This is a genomic window from Sphingobacterium sp. BIGb0165, assembly GCF_024810095.1.
Taxonomy (GTDB): Bacteria; Bacteroidota; Bacteroidia; order Sphingobacteriales; family Sphingobacteriaceae; genus Sphingobacterium; species Sphingobacterium detergens.
In genome coordinates this window covers 593,061-612,026 of record NZ_JANUEB010000004.1, presented here as the reverse complement: position 1 = coordinate 612,026, position 18,966 = coordinate 593,061, and the positions used below count along the sequence as shown (strand labels likewise).

Below are 18,966 nucleotides of genomic sequence, written 5' to 3'. Positions count from 1 at the left end.
CTCTCCAGTACCTTTTTGGTAGGGTATTGGTACCTTTTCAGTACACTCGCGGTACACCAACAGTACTTAAATACTAGTACATGATGGACAAATAGTGCCATATACTGCCATTCCGAGTCTAATACTGACTGTTTAAGCCATGTTGGCCATATCGGGCCATTTTGGACAGTGCGGGTTTTAATGCTCATCATCTTTGTGTTGTCATCAAAACTTAAATATCATGGCAAAACAAGAAAGTTTAATCAAGTTTAGAGGGAAGGTCGGGGACCTTTCTTTTAGCAAACACCGCAGTCGCGGTTATGAAGTCCGCATGAAAGGCGGTGTGGACAAGGCCCGGATCCAGACGGATCCCAATTTTCAGCGAACACGTGAAAATATGGCCGAATTTGGTACTGCCGCAGGTACCGCCAAACTCTTACGTATTCAGCTGAATAATCTGCTGCGCACATTTGCAGACAATACGATGCGCAACAGGCTGACGTCGCTGATCCACAGGATACAAAAGTCGGATTCGGCAAATGCACGTGGCGAGCGTATCTTTCTGGAGGAAAACAGTACATTGCTCAAGGGCTTTGAGTTTAACCAGGCCAGCAGCCTAAAAATGCTGCTGGGTGAAAAACTGGAACCAACCTATGACCGTACCGCCGGTGAGGCCACACTGATCATTCCAGAATTCAACCCACAAAATGATGTCATGCTGCTGAACGGGGCGACGCACATGTTGTTTACACTGGCCGCTGCCGAGCTGAGTACTGATGAAGTACCTCCGCGTCCGGTGATGGTCAAATCGGGCTACATTCCGCTGATTGGTGTGCACGTCGAGGAGACACTACAGGCACCATTGGTCGTAGATGCTGCAAAAGTGGTATACATCATTGTCGGTATTTCGATGTATCAGGAAGTTAACGGGGAATTCTATCCACTCAAGAACAACCCTTATAACGCGATGACCATCGTGGACGTAGACATTCCATAATAACCTGTCATGAACAACAGACACACCCTCAAGCTCCTCCGGAAATATGGGGCTGAGGGGACAAATGGAACGATGACGTACAACGGTGAGCATATCTGCCATACCATCGAGCTGCCTGACCGCAATAACATCAAGCGGATCAGCTGCATCCCGATCGGTCAGTACAAACTGGAGAAGGTCCGTTACCAGCGGCATGGTGAGCAGATCGGTATCCCGCATGTGTTAAACCGTGAAGGAATCTTGATCCACGCGGCTAATAATGCCAAGAACGAATTGCTTGGCTGCATCGCTCCGGTCACCAGCCTAACCGGTGAGGGACAGGGTGTCGGAAGTGGAAATGCCCTGGCCAAGCTGAAAGCACTGGTGTATTGCCTGTGGGATATGGGGGATGAAGTGTATTTGAGTATTCGATAATACATGGAAGGGCGGGAATAGATCATGGCTTTCTTTTGTGTCATCTTTTTAGTTCTCTGGCTATATGAATCAAACTCGCTACGCTCGGACAGTGATTCATATTTACGCCAGATTCCGTCAAAGCTTGACAGTCAGAAAGCTATATTTTCTATTCTTTGCCCTTCATGTTTATCGGAAGGTGTGTTGGTGGTAGAAAAAAGACAGGATGATTGGTCATCCGCTATATTCCTTGGTGCAATTGCTATTGCCCAATGGCTAAATGAATTCAAACTCACGATGTTCAAACAAGAATTCATTCTTAACGCCATTCGGCTTCATCAATTTGCAGTCGGAATATAATGCTATCAACCACTCATCCTGTCTATTGAAAAACGCAAAAAGGATGAAAAAGATCTTTAACAAAATAGGACAGGTGCTGCAGCTGGTGCTGGCGGCGCCTGTCAAACTACCGGATAAGGTGGGGAATGTATTAAAATACCTGGCTTTGGGGCTAGGGATCGTGGAGACAGTATTGGATCGGGAGGAGCCTCCGCCAGAGGCTGACGGCATAACAGAGAAAGGCTCGAAGGAAGCGCTGGAAAGGAGCAAAGCCGATGAAGCTGAATGATATTCGTATATCAGCCATAAGTGGAACGATCTGTTCCATCTGGGCCAGCATCTCGTTGGGCGATGTACTGCAGACGGTCCTTACGGCTGCTTTGGGTACACTGGTAAGTTTTGCGACCAGTCGTTTACTGGGACGCTATCGTAAGCGAAGACGTCCATAATGGATGGTAAGGCGCACCGTTTGGGTGCGCCTTGTTTTTTTAAAAATGATATTGGATTTTAGCTCGTTGGAATGGAGAACTTCGCCATGGAGCAGTGGATTTCCAAACTATTTCAGATCGCTGTAGTAGATTAAGGTTTAACGACCATATTGCTGCTTTTTAAGCATCGAACAGAGATTCATTATATTTTGTTTGTGGATAGAATTCAAAATAGATGAATTAATTTGTCACACATTTTTTTTTATATTTAACTAGTGAAATTTAGTTGAAAAAATGGAAAATAAAATAGCGAAAGTGGATAGAAGTCATCCTGCTTTCAGGGAAAATGCAGAACCTTTTTATCAAATTATTATGGAAGGGATAAAAGGCGAAGTGGACGGTGAAAAACAGGACAGAAAAATAATTTATTGGCGAGATTATATGGATACAATGGCAGTGATTACTGCGAATACACCGGATTAACAAAAAACGGACGAAGAACCAGGGCAGACTTTCCTCAAGTCGCCACAAATAGAAGCAAGAATAATTTGACTAAGAAATATGTTGATTAAAAACAAAAAAATAGCCATTGTCGGCGGTGGACCAGGTGGACTAACATTGGCTAAGCTTTTGCAACTGAAAGGAGTTGATGTAAAAGTGTATGAAAGAGATATTGATAAAAATGCACGGGTGCAAGGTTCGCCACTTGACTTGCACGACAATTCAGGTTTGGCGGCTTTAGAAAAAGCCAATTTATTGGATGAGTTCAAAAAGAACTACATGCCTGGAGCCGACAAAACGACAATCACCAATGAAAAAGCAGAGATATTTTTTAGTGACCACGAAACTGTACAAACCGAAGATTTTGGACACGAACATTTTCGTCCGGAAATAGACCGTGGCACATTACGAAGAATTTTAATAGACTCTTTACAAGATGATACCATTTTGTGGAACAGTCATTTTCTTTCCATGCAAAAACAAAATGAAGGCTGGTTGCTACAATTCAAAAACGAGACTACATCCTATGCCGACATTGTAATAGCTGCTGATGGTGCAAATTCAAAAATAAGACCCTACATAACCGATATTAAATCCTTTTATTCTGGTATTACAATGCTTGAAGGGAATGTATATGAAGCAGATAAATCCCTGCCAAAAATCTCAGGAATACTTCGGGGCGGAAAAATAATGGCATTTGGAAACGAGAAAGATATTTTGATGGGGCAAAAAGCGAATAATGAAATCGGGTTTTATGCAAGTTTTAAAGCTGAGGAAAATTGGGCTGCAAAAAGCAATTTAGATTTTTCGGATAAATCACAACTGCTTGAATGGTTTAAGACCACCTATTTTGAATGGAGCGATATTTGGCATGAACTATTTGAAAATGTACAAACGCCATTTATTCCGCGGCCTATAAACTGTATGCCGTTAGACCAAACCTGGGAAACCATCCCAAACCTAACTTTGGTCGGCGATGCAGCACACGTAATGCCACCTTTTGCAGGCGAAGGTGTAAATATGGCAATGCTCGATGCTTTGGAATTGAGTGAATGCTTGACAACTGACAAATACAATTCAATAAAAGAAGCAATTGCTGTTTACGAAAAAACAATGCAAAAGAGAGCTTCGCTTATTGCACAGGAATCGCTTGAAAATGGAGAAAAAATGCACAGTAAAAATGCACTAACCACAATGATTAGTTTTTTTGGCGGAGATCATCACGGATAAAAGTTATTTTATCAGGTTGAAATATTCCCCGTTTCTTTTGAAATTGTCGGCAATCAAAGTGAATAAAACAAAAAAATAAAAGCAATTGAAAATCTTTTCCGCTAAATACGATAGCAAGATGCAGCGAATATCAGGAAGACATTTAGGTTTTTTTCCCATGCTGCTTGCGTTTATTTTTATACTGGGGGCCTGTGGGCATGTGACGCCAAGGAAAACCGGAGATAATTCGGCAGGAATCCCCAAAAAAGACAGCGTAAAAGCTGGTTCTAAAGACCGGGTAGGAAACACAGCCATAAAAGATAAAGTTTCTATCAATTTTACCCAGCATAAAACTTTACTCGACCTGATCTTATTATTGCCGGACGACGCATTTTCAAGCTGGGAATGGAAACCGGAAGATCGATTAAAATGGTATAATGAAATAAAAGCCAATAATTTTTATAGTGATGCTACTTCCAGGTTTTCTAAACAGAAGTATTTTGAACCGGATAGGGCAGGATTTATGATTGTTGACGGCTTTTGGTCAATCAACCTGTATCATGCCGCCGATGGTTCAACCATTGTCATTACAGATGATCATGTCGGAGATGGTCATACCCTGAATTTTTATGAAGTTAGATCTAACAAACTAAAAGCGTACATGGACGGAGAGTCGATGCTTTCTGGCTTCAGGGAGACTTTGAAAAAGACTGATCCCGTAGAACCTTGCAGCGAGAAGTTTGAAGAGCTGGAAGATCCTATTTTCGAATACGACTTTTCTAAAAATGATAAAATTGAAATCGAAAGCTCCTGGTATTTAGCGCAGGAATCTTATGGAAACTGCCTAAACGGAAACGCCATACAATACCGTTTCAATCCACAAACCAAGAAATTTGATATCGAAAAGATCTATTGGAAGCCGAAACAAAGTGAATAAAATAATATCTTTCGGGGCTAAATGAACAACCCGATATTTTTTAACCACATATAACAACCCATGAATTGGAACAATTACTTATTGGAAGAGAAAGCACCAAATGGAGCTTACGCTCATTTAGGTGTTTTGGAAGGAATGATAACGACACCATTTAACCTTTCGGAACTACCTGTACATGCAAAAATCGTAAGTATGAACACACCGCTTAAAAAATTTAAACTTCAGTACAGTAACCTGTCATCATTAAGCGGAAACAACAATATAGAGGCAATAAGCCTGAATGATATCGATGAGGAACGCCTCGCCGTGTCTGCTTTATTACCCAATCTAAAATACCTCCAAATAAGTACAAACCAGCAAAACGAAATTCCCAATCTGTCCTGTCTAAAATCATTGGAGGTTTTGGTCTTGGCAAACCTTAAAAAAGTTGAAAATATTGATTTTGTGACAGGGATGAAAAACCTGAAAACCTTGTATATATATGGTATCGATAACCTTTATGACTTGGCTCCGATTTCAGAATTAACTAATCTCGAAGAACTTTTTATCGATCACGGCAAAATGAAGGGTACAGGGAAATCGGTCAAAAATATGGAACCTTTAAACAGGTTGACAGAACTAAAATATCTGCATTTATCCATCGCATTTGAAGAGAAGATACCCGACTTTAGTGCTTTATACAAACTAAAAAAATTACAGAAACTTACATTGCTGCCAAGATACCTGAAAGCCGGACAACTAGAGGTTTTGAAAAAAGAGTTGCCATTGCTAAAAAATCTATAAAATTTATTGACCTCGCCCCAATTATTTTAAAGCGGCTTCCGTTTTGATTAAAAATTGATCAACGGCTTCCCTAATATCAATTCCGGATCTTTCCGCCAAGACAATCAGCCACCAAATGTTTTCGCCAAGTTTATGTTCCAATTCAGCTTCAGAACCGGCTTTCGGCCAACGTTGTTGTTGCGACATAACGTTTCTGCCTACTAAACCAGCATCCGTTAAATAAGCCAGCACATCCTCTTCCACAGTCCATTCACTTCCATGGTGCAGCAATTCCAGTTCGCGATATTTTTTTCTGATTTCCATACTGCGGCGAATGATTTCATCAAAATTAGCTATACTCATATCTTTACTATTGTTTAGTCCACATTGGATTTGTTTCTAATATAGCCATAATCCATAGATAATGCTAACCTGGCAAAATCAAATTCGAGGCATACGCCCAAGATATTACAAACTGTCCTCACCGCGGCCCTGGGTACGTTGGTCAGCTTTGCGACCAGTCGTTTGCTGGGATGCTACAGTAAGCGAAGACGTCCATAATGGATGGTAAGGCGCACCCAAGCAGTGCGCTTTATGCATTTTAATAGGGTTGGGGATTTAGCTTTGGAGCTAATTCACAAGTGTTATACTTATTTTTACTAAAAATATTAGTTTTATTGAATTGTTTTTGCGATATTTACATGCAACAACCAATTATTGTATCTATGAGCGAGCCAGTTTATATAGATCTAGTTTCTGACTATGCATTTAAGCGCATTTTTGGATCCGAACCCAATAAGGATTTATTGATTTCACTATTGAATGGGTTATTCCGTGGACGGAAATCTATTGTCGATTTATTGTACGAAAAGAATGAACATGTAGGAGATAGCGAGGAGATCGGTACCGTGATCTTTGACCTGATCTGTACCGCTGATAATGGTGAGAAGTTTGTGATTGAAGTACAACGTACTGCACAGATAAATTTGAAAAAACGTATGCTTTACTACAGCAGTAAGTTGATTGCGGATCAGGCTCCCAAAGGAAAACGGCGAGCGTGGAATTATGCGATAACCGAAGTATACATTGTGGTACTCATGGATGGATTTACTTTTTCACAAGCAGAAGAATCCAGCGCTGTTCTTCACGATATCTGTTTGTGTAACAGGGAGACAGGTCGAGTTTTTTATGAAGAGTTGGGGTTTATTTACGTTCAATTGCGTAACTTTACAAAAGTAGAGGCGGAATTAGAAAATGATCTTGATCGTTGGCTTTATGTTTTACGTAATATGTCAAAGCTGAACAAGATCCCGGTCTATCTGAAGAAGACTATATTTGAAAAATTATTTAAAATAGCGGAATACGCAAAGTTGAATAAGGAGGAACGAGCAATGTATGATGTAAGTCTAAAACGTAAATGGGATGCTGAAGCTGTGCGCCAATATCAGGAGCAACAGCTTAGCGAGGCTATTCAGAAAGGCCTCGAAACAGGTATTGAACAAGGTATTGAGACTGGTATTAAACAAGGAATAGAACAAGGAATAGAACAAGGAATAGAACAAGGAATAGAACAAGGAATTGAGACTGGCATTAAGCAGGGAATAGAAAAGGGAATAGCACGAGGTGCTGAGGAGAAAAGCTATGAGGTCGTGGAAAATTTGATTAATGAGCTTAAGCTTACCGACGATATTATCGTGCGTGTTGCTGAGGTTTCGCTTGATTTTGTACAGCAAGTACGGGCTGATCTAGCCAAAGACAAAAAATAAGTATTCCCAATGATACAAACATAACAAGCAGCTGTTCATCTTTTTGAACGGCTGTTTTTGTTCTAACCTCGCTGCTGCTTTTGGTACATAGGTCAGCTTTGCTATTTCCCCTTTTCCCGGATTAGTTTTCGGGAAACCAGCTCGGTAAATAGCGCAAAAATGACATGATTTTTTCCTTGTAGATGGCTGTATTCAATTTAAAATAAAAAGCGCCTTTCTTGGAATTTTCTTTGTCCTTTTCTTCCAATTTGATTATAAGATCCGAGGAAAGCAACTTACGGCTAAAATTGCGTTTATCAAATTCGATATTATATACTCCCTCGTATAAAGCGGCAATCTGGGGAATGGTAAATTTCTCCGGCAATAATTCAAACAGAATAGGATAGAGCGCTGCTTTCATCCGCAGTCGATGCTGTGCCGAAGCAATCATCTGGTCGTGATCAAAGATTAACGTCGGATAGTTTTGCAGTGGAAACCAATTGGCCTCATATTCCTCACTTAAAATATGCGTATATTTTTGCGTATCAATTAAAGCAAAATAACAGATACTGACAACCCGGCTGTTGGGCTCACGTTTTGGATCACCAAAGACACTGCACTGTTCCATGTATACATTTTCAAGTCCCGTCAGTTTTTTTAATACCCTGCTGGCAGCTAGTTCAGGACTTTCGTCCGGTTGAACAAAACCTCCCATCAAACTCCATTTGTTCCGCTCCGGCTCAAAATCACGTTTTATCAATAATACCTGCAGGGATTCGCCATTAAATCCAAAGATGATACAGTCTACTGCTAAAAGGATTGCTGAGTCTTCTCTATAATATTCCATTATCTATTGTTTTGTCTCTCTTTTGACTTGATCTATTTTTTTGATAAACCTAAACAGCTGATCAAATGCACAGTACAATGTGCACTACCGCTTTTGAAAGCTGCAATTACCCCGTACCCATCAGCCTTGGATTTATCTTATTTCGATGAGATGAAGATAGTTCAATTTTTTAAATATGAAAATATTCTTTCATATTTAAAAAAAATAAATGTTAATTTGACACTAATTATTTTTAGGCCCATTATCCAACTGGACAAACACCAAAAAGTAAGCTTTAAATCGAATTATAGATTATAAACCAAATTCAGTTAAAATGAGTAAATCATATGTCATCGGGGTGGATTATGGCAGCGATTCTGTCCGTTCAGTCTTGGTTGATGCAAGTTGTGGGGCGGAGATTGCGTCTTCCGTATTTTATTATCCGCGCTGGAAAAGGGGTGAGTTTTGCAATGCCGCCCGCAGCCAGTTCAGACAACATCCCCTGGATTATATCGAAGGCCTGGAGGCCACTGTAAAAGATTGTTTACAAAAATCCGGAATACAAAATATTGGGGAGCTGGTGAAAGCAATTTCGGTGGACACCACGGGTTCCACACCGGTTGCTGTGAACGAAGCGGGTGTGCCACTGGCATTACTGCCGGAGTTTAAGGACAATCCCAATGCCATGTTCATCCTCTGGAAAGATCATACCGCTGTCAAGGAGGCCAAAGAGATTAATCGGTACAACCAAAGCTACGCTGTTGATTACCTGAAATATGTAGGGGGCATTTATTCCTCGGAGTGGTTCTGGGCCAAATTGCTCCATACCGTTAGAGTAGATCCGCAGGTGCGCCAAGCAACATTTAGCTGGGTGGAACACTGTGATTATATTCCTTTTTTGTTAACAGGTGGAAAACAAGCCAACACAATTAAACGAAGTGTTTGCGCTGCTGGGCACAAGTCGCTCTGGGCTGCTGAGTTTGATGGTCTGCCCCCCAATGAATTCTTCGCAGGTATTGACCCCTTGCTGGACGGCTTTGTCGATCGCTTGTTTTCAGAAACCTATACATCGGATAAGCCGGCGGGCCACCTTTCGCCGGAATGGGCAGAGCGTCTAGGTCTTTCGATCTCTGTTGTCGTTGGTGTGGGCGCATTCGATTGCCATATGGGTGCCGTGGGTGGGCAGATTGAACCTTATTATCTGAGCAAAGTCATGGGAACATCCACCTGCGATATGCTGGTTGCACCAAAAGAAGAGGTAGCGGATGTACTGGTAAAGGGGATCTGTGGTCAGGTAGACGGCTCCATCATCCCCGGAATGATCGGCATGGAGGCTGGCCAGTCTGCTTTTGGAGATGCCTATGCCTGGTTAAAGCAGTTGCTCTTATGGCCAACATACAATCTGATACCGGAACTGGAAGGGCTGAGCGATACAATGCGTGAAAACATACTGACCACACTGGAGGAAAAATTGTTATTGCGACTAAGTGAAAAGGCGAGCAAATTGCCGCTAACGGCAGATTCGGAACTGGCGGTAGACTGGCTAAATGGCCGTCGGACTCCGGATGCGGATCAGTCGCTCAAAGCGGCAATCATGGGATTGCAGCTCGGCACCGATGCTCCGGCGATCTTCAGGGCGATTGCCGAGGCGACCTGCTTTGGAGCCAAAGCCATCGTGGAGCGCTTTGTGGATCAGGGGATTCCCATAAAGGGTTTGATCGGCCTTGGTGGCGTTGCCAAAAAATCACCTTTTATCATGCAGATGATGGCCAATGTGATGAATATGCCGATTCGTATCCATAAAAGCGAGCAGACCTGTGCGCTTGGTGCCGCCATGTTTGCAGCCACCGCTGCCGGATTATATGATCGGGTGGAGGATGCCATGCAAGCCATGGGCCAAGGCTTTGAATGCACGTATGAACCTGAACAGGAATGGCTGTCCATCTATGCCGAACGTTATGAAAAATACAAAGCCCTCGGTGCATTTGTAGAAAGTAGGGTATCAATGCCTGTTACTGTTTAACCACAAAATGAGTACTATGTATAATTCAATTAAAGAAGAGGCTTATCGCTGCAATATGCAGCTGCCACAGTTGGGACTCGTGCTTTTTACATTTGGAAATGTGAGTGTTGTTGACCGTCAGCAGGGTGTTTTTGCAATTAAACCCAGTGGTGTGCCCTACGAAGAATTGTCTCCCGAACTGATGGTGGTGGTGGACTTTGACGGAAAGGTCATCGAAGGCAAACTTAGGCCTTCCTCAGATACAAAGACACATGCGGTGCTGTATAAGCATTGGCCGGATATCGGCGGCATCACCCATACCCATTCTACATATGCCACTGCCTGGGCGCAAAGCCAAAGGGATATACCCATTTTCGGAACGACGCATGCCGATCACTTAACATCGGATATTCCCTGCGCGCCGCCGATGGATGATGAGATGATTGCTGGCAACTATGAACATGAAACGGGCTTTCAGATCATCAATCACTTCAATCAGCAGCAACTGGATTATAAGGAAGTGGAAATGATCCTTGTCGGAAATCATGCGCCATTTGCCTGGGGTAAGGATGGAATGAAGTCTGTTTACAACAGTGCGGTATTGGAACAGGTGGCCAAAATGGCCTGGCTGACCGAGCAGATTAACCCCAAGGCTGGGCGGTTGAAGCCAGCATTGATCAAAAAACATTATGAGCGCAAACACGGTACTAATGCCTACTATGGCCAGTAGCCTGTTGTTTGACAAAATCTATAACGAAACTAATATTGAAAAATGAATATCGATTTAAAAGAACTCGAGGTCTGGTTTGTCGTTGGCAGCCAGGATCTATACGGTGAAGAAACATTGAAACAGGTCGCAGCACATGCAGAAGAAATTGCACATTATCTGAATGACCAGACCCTGATTCCGGTAACGGTGAAGTATAAACCCATCGTAAAAAATACGGATGAAATCTATGCAACGCTAACGGCTGCAAATAGCACAGCAAATTGTATCGGTATCATCACCTGGATGCATACATTTTCCCCAGCGAAAATGTGGATACGGGGTTTAAAGGCATTGCAAAAGCCGTTGTTACATCTCCATACGCAGTACAACCGCGACATTCCATGGAATGGCATTGATATGGATTTTATGAATTTAAACCAGAGTGCTCATGGTGACCGCGAATTTGGACATATCGTCAGCCGCCTGAAAATTGGACGTAAAGTCGTCACAGGGCATTGGCAGGATATGGAGGTGCTCCAGCGGATCAATGTCTGGTGCCGGGCGGCAGCGGGTTGGCACGATTGGCAGGGAGCCAAATTTGCGCGCTTCGGCGATAACATGCGGTACGTGGCGGTGACCGATGGCGACAAGGTTGAAGCGGAAACACAATTTGGCTTTTCGGTCAATACCTATGCCGTTGGAGATCTAGTCGAGGTCATCAACGCCAGTACGGCCGATGAAATCAATGCGTTACTAGCGGAGTATGAGGCCAATTATGAGCTGGCGGATAATGTGAAGGCGGGTGCTGAATTCCATGATAACCTGGTCGAGGCGGCTAAGATTGAGGTGGGGCTGCGAAAGTTTTTGAAACAGGGAAGCTTTAAGGGCTTTACAGATACGTTTGAGGATCTGCACGGGATGGTTCAGCTTCCGGGACTAGCTGTACAACGCCTGATGGCTGAAGGGTACGGTTTTGCAGGTGAAGGGGACTGGAAGACACCGGCATTGGTAAGAGCATGTAAGGTCATGGGAGCGGGTTTGGTCGGAACCACCGCCTTTATGGAGGATTATACCTATCATTTTGACCCGCAGGATGCCATGGTGCTAGGCTCGCATATGCTGGAGGTAGACCCTGCACTGGCTGTCGGAAAACCACGTATTGAGGTTCACCCGCTGGGGATCGGTGGTAAAGCAGATCCCGCCCGGCTGGTTTTCAATGGCCAATCTGGCGATGCCTTGAATGCATCACTGGTAGACATGGGGACACATTTTCGTTTGATTGTCAACAAGGTATTGGGTGTTGAAGTGCAGGCCGAACTGCCAAATCTTCCCGTTGCACGTGTGCTGTGGAAGCCGCTACCGGATATGAAAACGGGCTGCAGTGCCTGGATTCTTGCCGGTGGAGCGCATCATACGGCCTACAGCTTATGCTTAACACCGGAATACCTGCAAGATTTTGCCCGTATGGCCGGAATAGAGTATGTACTGATCGACGAGGATACCACAGTGGCCAAACTCGAAAATCAACTGAAATGGAATGACCTCTATTATTTACTTGGTAAATAATAGAGACATTGATCTTCGGTAGCTGAATGCCATCCGAAGGTCGCTTAGCAATACAACCAATTAGGGAAAATATGGAAAAATTTGCAATGGTGGACTACGTTATCTTCGTGGTTTACTTCTTCATTGTGGCGGGATATGGTTATTATATCTATCGTCAAAAAAACAATAGCTTAAGCAGTAGCAAGGATTATTTCTTGGCCGAAGGTTCATTGACCTGGTGGGCAATCGGTTCCTCCTTGATTGCATCGAATATTTCAGCAGAACAGTTTATTGGCATGAGTGGTAATGGATTTGAAGTGGGCATTGCAGTGGCGGCCTATGAACTGATCGCTGCTGTCGCCCTCATCATTGTAGCGGTATGGTTTATACCGGTTTATCTGAAAAACAAGATATTCACTATGCCGCAGTTTTTAAATAATCGGTACAACGAGACGACCAGTTTGATCATGGCTATTTTCTGGCTGTTTTTATATGTATTTGTCAATCTCACATCAATTTTATACCTGGGTGCGATAGCCATTTCGAGTATGGCCGGTGGTGGGGACAGTTTCCATACCATCACCATTGCCCTCGCCGTATTTGCTGTTATCATTACGCTTGGCGGAATGCGTGTTATTGGCTTTACCGATGTCATCCAGGTGGTGGTATTGATTGTCGGTGGTATCGCGACGACTTATGTCGCGCTGACCCTGGTGAGCGAGCATTTTGGATTGGGCAAGGATGTGCTTGCTGGATTTAATAAGCTGATGGAAGACGCTCCAGAGCATTTTAACCTGTTTGTGGCAAAACCGGGAGCTGGGGCCAGTCAGGAGGAAATCAATAAATACCTGATGCTGCCGGGAATCGGAATGTACCTGGCAGGGATATGGATCGTCAACCTCAATTACTGGGGCTGCAATCAGTATATCACCCAACGCGCATTGGGCGCAGATCTAAAGACCGCGCGCACGGGAATCCTTTTTGCGGGTTTTCTCAAGCTATTTATGCCCATCATTGTGATGCTCCCAGGGATTGCGGCATATGTTCTCTATAAAAATGGGGCCTTGCAGCAGGAGATGGCCCCCGGCGGTGTATTCCATGCAGATAATGCGTATTCAGCGATATTGGGCTACCTGCCCAATGGCATGAAGGGGCTGGCCCTGGCCGCCCTTACAGCAGCCATTGTAGCTGGATTGGCAGGAAAGGCAAACAGCATCGCAACGATCTTTACCCTCGACATCTATAAGAAATACATCCGTAAGGATGCCAGCGAAACAAAGATGGTGTGGGTGGGTAAAATCACGATTGTCGTTTCGATTTTACTTTCGGTATTATTTACCTGGAATGACAGCCTGGGAATCGGCGGTGCCGGTGGATTTACATTTATCCAAAAGTATACGGGCTTTATCAGTCCCGGCGTCTTTGCCATGTTTTTACTGGGGATGTTCTGGAAAAGAACGACCGGTGCAGCGGCGATCACTGGGCTGATTTCCGGTTTCGCGCTGTCGATATTTTTTAATGAGTTCGCAACAAAGGTATTTGGCCCCGAAACATGGATCTATACAGCTTACCCAAATAAAGCGGGTGTCTATGAGATCCCTTTCCAGATCTGTATGGGCTTGGCTTTTGCTTTTACCCTATTGGCCATGATCGGCGTGAGTTTATTCGGCCCGAAAATCAATCCCAAAGCATTTGTCTTGGATCGTTCAATGTTTAAAGTGGAACCGTCGGTACTTGCGCTGATCGTGGTCACGCTATTGATGGTAACGGCAATTTATGTTCGTTTTTGGTAGCATAAGGCATGCAGTTGAATAATTAATCCATTTATACACCTTCTCCTGGGTTAACCAGGAGAAAATCCATCCGAAGGATGGAATAAAGACCTGAATAATTGATGAAAGATAAAATTATTATTGGCTTGCTAGCCTGCACTTTATTAACCTATGGCTGCCAGTCCAATTCAAAAAAAAACACTTCGCAGCAGACTGGGCTGGATACCGCCTCAAGCCCTGCTTTTGATAGCCGGATAGATGGAAAGGATGTCCGTTTATTCCGCTTGAAGAACAATAAACTCGCTGTGACGCTAACAAATTATGGTGCACGTTTGGTTAGTCTTAGTGTTCCCGAAAAGAATGGAAAAACGACTGATGTGATTTTGGGTTACGATTCAGCAAAAGAATATAAAGATAACGCGGATAATTTTTACGGTGCAATAGTCGGACGCTATGGTAACCGTATCGGTCAAGCTACTTTTACACTCAACGGTACGTCTTATTCGTTAGAAAAAAATGACGGGGAGCATTCACTTCACGGTGGTACCAATGGGCTATACAACAAAGTGTGGGATGTGGTCAGCAATACCGATACCTCAATCACCTTGGCGTATACGTCACCGGATAAGGAGGCCGGTTATCCCGGCACGGTCAACATGGAGGTGACTTATACGCTGGAGGAAAATGGGGGCCTGGACATCGCCTATCAGGCCACAACAGATAAAGAAACGGTTCTAAATCTGACCAATCATGCTTATTTTAACCTCAATGGTGCCGGTGATCCCTCCATCCTGGATCATGAGCTGCAGATTGATGCGAAAGCAATCACGGAAGTTGACAACACACTGATTCCAACAGGAAAAAGCTTTCCTGTAATAGGTACGGCATTTGATTTTACAAAACCACGGCTCATAGGTGCGCATATTGAAGATGAAGACCCACAGTTGAAGATCGGAAAGGGCTATGATCATAATTTTGAGCTTGACAAGAAAACGGGTTTTCAGAAAGTCGCCAGTGTATACGCCCCTAAAACGGGCATTCAAATGGAGATTTTCACGACCGAACCGGGGCTTCAGTTCTACAGCGGCAATTTTATGGCTGCTGCTGATCCGAAGGGAAAAGCCGGGCAAAGCTATCCTTTTCGATCAGCATTCTGCCTCGAAACGCAGCATTTTCCAGATGCTCCAAACCACCCCAATTTCGCATCTACGGTATTAAAACCCGACGAAAAATATCGTTCGAAGACCGCATATCGCTTTACTGTAAAATAATATTCCTTTTATGATGAAACTAAATTTAAAACTTGGAATCGCTTTCATGCTGATCAGTGGAGTGACCTATGGGCAGAGCAGCATAAAACTGGAACGTTCGGCGCAGGAATTCACCATCAGCAGACATATTTACGGCCATTTTGCCGAACACCTGGGACGTTGTATTTACGATGGGTTTTATATCGGGGAAAAGAATGATTCGATTCCGCATGCCAATGGCGTACGGACGGATGTCATCGAAGCCCTCAAGAAGCTGAATATCCCCAACCTGCGTTGGCCCGGTGGCTGTTTCGCGGATACGTACCATTGGAAAGATGGAATCGGTCCTAAGGCGGAGCGTCCTACCATGGTGAACAACTGGTGGGGTGGCGTGACCGAGGATAATTCCTTTGGTACGCATGATTTTCTAAATATGTGCGAACTGCTCGGGGCTCAACCGTATCTGGCCGGAAATGTGGGCAGCGGCGAGGTGCAGGAGCTTGCCGATTGGGTGCAATATGTAAATTTTGCCGGCAAAAGTCCCATGTCGGACTGGCGGCGCAAGAATGGACGCCAAGAACCCTGGAAGGTGAAGTTCTGGGGGGTAGGAAATGAATCATGGGGCTGCGGCGGCAATATGACCATGGATTACTATACGGATATCTACCGCAAGTACGCCACCTTTATGTCGGACTGGACCAATGGAGCTGGACTGTACCGAATTGCCTCAGGGGCGAATAGTGCTGATTATAACTGGACGGAAACACTCCTTAAAAATATTCCCGGTAGCTTGATGAAAGGGATGGGGCTGCATCATTATGCGGTGATCAATTGGGACAAGAAAGGTTCAGCAACAGAATTTTCGGAATCGGAATATTTTAAAACCATGAAGTCTGCCTGGTTTATGAATGAACTGGTCGAAAAGAATATCGCCATTATGGACAAATATGATCCGAAAGGAAATATCGATTTGATCGTGGATGAATGGGGTGGCTGGTACGAAGTCGAACCGGGTACAAATCCGGGCTTTTTGTATCAACAAAATACCATGCGCGATGCCATGATTGCAGGAATGACCCTCAATATTTTCAATAATCACGCCCGTCGTGTCAAAATGGCCAATCTCGCACAGGCGATCAATGTGCTGCAGGCAGTGATCCTGACATCCGGCAAAAGCATGATCCTGACACCGACCTATCATGTCATGGAGATGTATAAGGTGCATCAGGATGCAAAATTGATCCCGATTACACTCCAATCGACAGATTTTGAATTTAACGGCGAGAAACTTCCGGCGGTATCGGCATCGGCTTCACAGGATGCAAAAGGCCGCGTACATATTTCCCTCGTCAATATTGATCCGAAAAAAACAAATAAGATCCGTGTAGACCTGGGGGAACTGAAAGCTTCGAAAGTCACGGGAAGAATCTTGCACGCTGACAAGCTGCGGGATTACAACTCCTTCAAAGTGCCTACGAAGATCGTACCCGCGGCCTATAACAAGGCGAAGGTTCAAAATGGGCTTGTAGATATCGAGATCCCGGCATTTTCTGTGATTGTATTGGAGCTTAATTAAAATTGCGATGGATCAAATGAAACGGATGAGAAAAAAGATTTCGATGTTGCTCTTGGCGACGGGCCTGGCAGCTTCGGCAAGCGCACAGTTGCCGGTTGAATTGAATATACAGCTGGATAAACCCAAAGGCAAGATATCACCGCATATGTGGGGTGTGTTTTTTGAAGATATTAACCTGGGGGCAGATGGTGGGATCTATGCCGAGCTGGTCAAAAATAGATCCTTTGAATTTGACAACCCCTGGATGGGATGGAAAAAACTGGGAAATGCTTCAACGGAGGGGGCCTACCTCTTGCTTAATGATCAGCAACGCAAAGGCAATAAGCGGTATGTAAGATTAACGAATGGTACGGGCAGCAAGCTGGGTTTACAAAATGAGGGTTTTCGGGGCATGGGCATCAAAGCGGGTGCTACCTATGAATTCAGTCTGCAGCATAGAAGCAATAGCCCATCCATGAACATTCATGTGGCGTTGCTGGACGAAGGGGAGCAGGTGATCGCTGAAGCGCAAACGCCCTTACAATCAACAGCAGCATGGACCGAGACTGCGCTGAGACTGCAGGCTACGGCCACAACGGCTAAAGCAAAACTAAAGATATGGCTTACTGGCGAGGGGACGGTGGATGTCGACATGCTATCGCTATTTCCACTGGATACCTGGAAGGGGCGACCGAAAGGACTGCGTAAAGATATGGCGCAGCTACTGGCGGATATGAAGCCTGGATTTATCCGCTTCCCCGGCGGCTGTATTGTTGAGGGCAGGGATCTGGCCAACAGGTTCCAGTGGAAAAAAACCGTGGGTCCGATTGATGAACGCGAATTGATCATCAATCGCTGGAACACGGAATTTAGCCACCGTTTGACGCCGGATTATTTCCAGACTTTTGGACTTGGATTTTATGAGTATTTCTTATTGGCTGAAGATATTGGCGCGGCCCCGGTTCCGATTATCAATTGCGGCATGGCCTGTCAGTTTAACAGTGGCGAACTGGTGCCAATGGACCAGCTCGACGAATATGTACAGGATGCGCTGGATCTGATTGAATTTGCAAATGGATCAACAGCGACCAAATGGGGTAAACTACGCGCGGATATGGGCCATCCCCAACCGTTTAAGCTCAAGATGATCGGTGTAGGCAACGAAAACTGGGGGCCTCAATACATTGAACGTCTTACGGTCTTCAAGAAAGCGTTAAATGCAAAGCATCCCGAGATCGCGATTATCGCGAGTTCAGGAACTGATCCTGAAGGTGAGCGCTTTGAATTTCTGGACGATAAGCTCCGGGCGATGAAGATTGACATCATCGATGAACATTACTACCGACCACCGTCCTGGTTCCTGTCCAGTGCCAGCCGTTACGACAATTATGATCGCAAGGGTGCGAAGATTTTTGCAGGTGAATATGCATCACATACCACCAGGCCCAATGGCCCCGGAAAAAGCACTTGGGAGGCTGCGCTTTCTGAAGCAGCATTTATGACTGGTCTCGAACGCAACGGCGATGTTGTTGAGATGGCGTCTTATGCGCCCTTATTCGGACATGTCGATGGTTGGCAATGGTCGCCGGATTTGATCTGGGTGGATAATCTTCAGGTTTATGGAACACCTAGCTATCAGGTGCAGAAATTATATTCCACCCACAAAGGCTCGGATATTATTCCGGTCCACAGGGATGGTCAGCCGGTTGCCGGCAGGGATAGTTTGTATGCCTCTGCGGTGTACGACCAAAACACGAAGGAACTGCTGATCAAAATCGTCAATTACAACAGTAAGCCGATGCCTCTGCGTTTTGCCCTTGCGACGGACAGGAAATTTGCGCAGGTTGCCCAGAAAATCTCGCTGGCAAGCAAGGATCTGAATGTCAGCAACAGCATCGAAGAACCATTGAATATACAGCCAAAGCAAACGGATATCCGGTTTAAAGGCAAGACACTCACAGATAGTCTCGCTCCATATTCGTTTACCCTGATTAAACTTCAAACCAAATAGTAGCTC

General features: G+C 44.5%; 19 protein-coding genes. 16 read left to right on the top strand and 3 right to left on the bottom strand.

The features are described from left to right. Positions 1–220 precede the first annotated feature (220 nt). From M2408_RS12055 to M2408_RS12020, 8 genes are all read left to right on the top strand, one after another. Positions 221–976: a hypothetical protein gene (locus M2408_RS12055; RefSeq protein WP_259182093.1), complete on the top strand. Its 756-nt coding sequence runs from the start codon at positions 221–223 to the stop codon at positions 974–976. Between the two features lie 9 nt (positions 977–985). Next, on the top strand, positions 986–1,390 hold the full coding sequence (locus tag M2408_RS12050) for a DUF5675 family protein (RefSeq protein WP_259182092.1): 405 nt from the start codon (positions 986–988) through the stop codon (positions 1,388–1,390). A 382-nt stretch (positions 1,391–1,772) separates the two neighbouring features. Further along, entirely contained in the window at positions 1,773–1,997 is a 225-nt protein-coding gene (locus tag M2408_RS12045; RefSeq protein WP_259182090.1) for a hypothetical protein, read from the top strand. Then, positions 1,984–2,157, top strand: coding sequence for a hypothetical protein (locus M2408_RS12040; protein ID WP_259182088.1), 174 nt, complete (start codon positions 1,984–1,986; stop codon positions 2,155–2,157). The genes M2408_RS12045 and M2408_RS12040 overlap by 14 nt, the downstream gene beginning before the upstream one ends. A 273-nt stretch (positions 2,158–2,430) precedes the next feature. Then, a complete protein-coding gene (locus M2408_RS12035) occupies positions 2,431–2,619 on the top strand; it encodes a hypothetical protein (protein ID WP_259182086.1) in 189 nt (62 codons plus the stop codon). A gap of 78 nt (positions 2,620–2,697) precedes the next feature. After that, positions 2,698–3,867 carry an NAD(P)/FAD-dependent oxidoreductase gene (locus M2408_RS12030; protein ID WP_259182083.1) on the top strand — a complete coding sequence of 390 codons (1,170 nt, stop codon included), beginning with the start codon at positions 2,698–2,700 and terminating at the stop codon, positions 3,865–3,867. A 118-nt stretch (positions 3,868–3,985) separates the two neighbouring features. Next, positions 3,986–4,783, top strand: coding sequence for a hypothetical protein (locus M2408_RS12025; protein ID WP_259182081.1), 798 nt, complete (start codon positions 3,986–3,988; stop codon positions 4,781–4,783). A 60-nt stretch (positions 4,784–4,843) separates the two neighbouring features. Continuing rightward, positions 4,844–5,566 (top strand): hypothetical protein, encoded by a 723-nt coding sequence (locus M2408_RS12020; protein ID WP_259182079.1) that lies wholly within the window; start codon positions 4,844–4,846, stop codon positions 5,564–5,566. Positions 5,567–5,587: 21 nt separating this feature from the next. Here M2408_RS12020 and M2408_RS12015 read toward each other — a convergent pair whose 3' ends face one another. Together M2408_RS12015 and M2408_RS12010 are read right to left on the bottom strand one after the other, a co-directional pair. Further along, on the bottom strand, positions 5,588–5,908 hold the full coding sequence (locus tag M2408_RS12015; protein ID WP_259182077.1) for a MazG-like protein: 321 nt from the start codon (positions 5,906–5,908) through the stop codon (positions 5,588–5,590). Positions 5,909–6,013: 105 nt separating this feature from the next. Then, positions 6,014–6,145 carry a hypothetical protein gene (locus M2408_RS12010; RefSeq protein ID WP_259182075.1) on the bottom strand — a complete coding sequence of 44 codons (132 nt, stop codon included), beginning with the start codon at positions 6,143–6,145 and terminating at the stop codon, positions 6,014–6,016. 125 nt (positions 6,146–6,270) lie between these two features. Between M2408_RS12010 and M2408_RS12005 the strand changes: the two genes are divergently transcribed. Beyond that, entirely contained in the window at positions 6,271–7,311 is a 1,041-nt protein-coding gene (locus tag M2408_RS12005) for an Rpn family recombination-promoting nuclease/putative transposase (protein ID WP_259182073.1), read from the top strand. A gap of 121 nt (positions 7,312–7,432) precedes the next feature. Here the strand turns inward: M2408_RS12005 and M2408_RS12000 are convergent, their stop codons facing one another. Further along, complete coding sequence (locus M2408_RS12000; RefSeq protein WP_259182071.1) at positions 7,433–8,137, bottom strand: NUDIX hydrolase; 705 nt, start codon at positions 8,135–8,137, stop codon at positions 7,433–7,435. Between the two features lie 313 nt (positions 8,138–8,450). Here M2408_RS12000 and M2408_RS11995 point away from each other — a divergent pair, with 313 nt between their 5' ends. From M2408_RS11995 to M2408_RS11965, 7 genes are all read left to right on the top strand, one after another. Next, positions 8,451–10,139, top strand: a complete 1,689-nt coding sequence (locus M2408_RS11995; RefSeq protein WP_259182069.1) for a ribulokinase — start codon at positions 8,451–8,453, stop codon at positions 10,137–10,139. 16 nt (positions 10,140–10,155) lie between these two features. Then, positions 10,156–10,848: an L-ribulose-5-phosphate 4-epimerase gene (locus M2408_RS11990; protein ID WP_259182128.1), complete on the top strand. Its 693-nt coding sequence runs from the start codon at positions 10,156–10,158 to the stop codon at positions 10,846–10,848. 42 nt (positions 10,849–10,890) lie between these two features. Continuing rightward, complete coding sequence (gene araA, locus M2408_RS11985; protein WP_259182067.1) at positions 10,891–12,393, top strand: L-arabinose isomerase; 1,503 nt, start codon at positions 10,891–10,893, stop codon at positions 12,391–12,393. Between the two features lie 71 nt (positions 12,394–12,464). Beyond that, on the top strand, positions 12,465–14,165 hold the full coding sequence (locus M2408_RS11980; protein WP_259182065.1) for a sodium:solute symporter family transporter: 1,701 nt from the start codon (positions 12,465–12,467) through the stop codon (positions 14,163–14,165). 101 nt (positions 14,166–14,266) lie between these two features. Beyond that, positions 14,267–15,415 carry an aldose epimerase family protein gene (locus M2408_RS11975; protein WP_259182062.1) on the top strand — a complete coding sequence of 383 codons (1,149 nt, stop codon included), beginning with the start codon at positions 14,267–14,269 and terminating at the stop codon, positions 15,413–15,415. Positions 15,416–15,425: 10 nt separating this feature from the next. After that, the gene (locus M2408_RS11970; RefSeq protein WP_259182061.1) at positions 15,426–16,970 is read left to right on the top strand and encodes an alpha-N-arabinofuranosidase; all 1,545 of its coding nucleotides are present in this window, start codon (positions 15,426–15,428) and stop codon (positions 16,968–16,970) included. A 25-nt stretch (positions 16,971–16,995) separates the two neighbouring features. Further along, a complete protein-coding gene (locus M2408_RS11965) occupies positions 16,996–18,960 on the top strand; it encodes an alpha-L-arabinofuranosidase C-terminal domain-containing protein (RefSeq protein WP_259182059.1) in 1,965 nt (654 codons plus the stop codon). Positions 18,961–18,966: the final 6 nt, after the last annotated feature.

Bases quoted from the DNA above. Each gene is read 5' to 3' on its own strand.
- M2408_RS12005 (WP_259182073.1), top strand. From the start codon at position 6,271: ATGAGCGAGCCAGTTTATATAGATCTAGTTTCTGACTATGCATTTAAG.
- M2408_RS12000 (WP_259182071.1), bottom strand. From the start codon at position 8,137: ATGGAATATTATAGAGAAGACTCAGCAATCCTTTTAGCAGTAGACTGT.
- M2408_RS12010 (WP_259182075.1), bottom strand. From the start codon at position 6,145: ATGCATAAAGCGCACTGCTTGGGTGCGCCTTACCATCCATTATGGACG.
- M2408_RS12035 (WP_259182086.1), top strand. From the start codon at position 2,431: ATGGAAAATAAAATAGCGAAAGTGGATAGAAGTCATCCTGCTTTCAGG.
- M2408_RS11965 (WP_259182059.1), top strand. From the start codon at position 16,996: ATGAGAAAAAAGATTTCGATGTTGCTCTTGGCGACGGGCCTGGCAGCT.
- M2408_RS11970 (WP_259182061.1), top strand. From the start codon at position 15,426: ATGATGAAACTAAATTTAAAACTTGGAATCGCTTTCATGCTGATCAGT.
- M2408_RS11980 (WP_259182065.1), top strand. From the start codon at position 12,465: ATGGAAAAATTTGCAATGGTGGACTACGTTATCTTCGTGGTTTACTTC.
- M2408_RS12015 (WP_259182077.1), bottom strand. From the start codon at position 5,908: ATGAGTATAGCTAATTTTGATGAAATCATTCGCCGCAGTATGGAAATC.
- M2408_RS12025 (WP_259182081.1), top strand. From the start codon at position 3,986: ATGCAGCGAATATCAGGAAGACATTTAGGTTTTTTTCCCATGCTGCTT.
- M2408_RS11995 (WP_259182069.1), top strand. From the start codon at position 8,451: ATGAGTAAATCATATGTCATCGGGGTGGATTATGGCAGCGATTCTGTC.
- M2408_RS12030 (WP_259182083.1), top strand. From the start codon at position 2,698: ATGTTGATTAAAAACAAAAAAATAGCCATTGTCGGCGGTGGACCAGGT.
- araA (WP_259182067.1), top strand. From the start codon at position 10,891: ATGAATATCGATTTAAAAGAACTCGAGGTCTGGTTTGTCGTTGGCAGC.
- M2408_RS11990 (WP_259182128.1), top strand. From the start codon at position 10,156: ATGTATAATTCAATTAAAGAAGAGGCTTATCGCTGCAATATGCAGCTG.
- M2408_RS12050 (WP_259182092.1), top strand. From the start codon at position 986: ATGAACAACAGACACACCCTCAAGCTCCTCCGGAAATATGGGGCTGAG.
- M2408_RS11975 (WP_259182062.1), top strand. From the start codon at position 14,267: ATGAAAGATAAAATTATTATTGGCTTGCTAGCCTGCACTTTATTAACC.
- M2408_RS12020 (WP_259182079.1), top strand. From the start codon at position 4,844: ATGAATTGGAACAATTACTTATTGGAAGAGAAAGCACCAAATGGAGCT.
- M2408_RS12040 (WP_259182088.1), top strand. From the start codon at position 1,984: ATGAAGCTGAATGATATTCGTATATCAGCCATAAGTGGAACGATCTGT.
- M2408_RS12045 (WP_259182090.1), top strand. From the start codon at position 1,773: ATGAAAAAGATCTTTAACAAAATAGGACAGGTGCTGCAGCTGGTGCTG.
- M2408_RS12055 (WP_259182093.1), top strand. From the start codon at position 221: ATGGCAAAACAAGAAAGTTTAATCAAGTTTAGAGGGAAGGTCGGGGAC.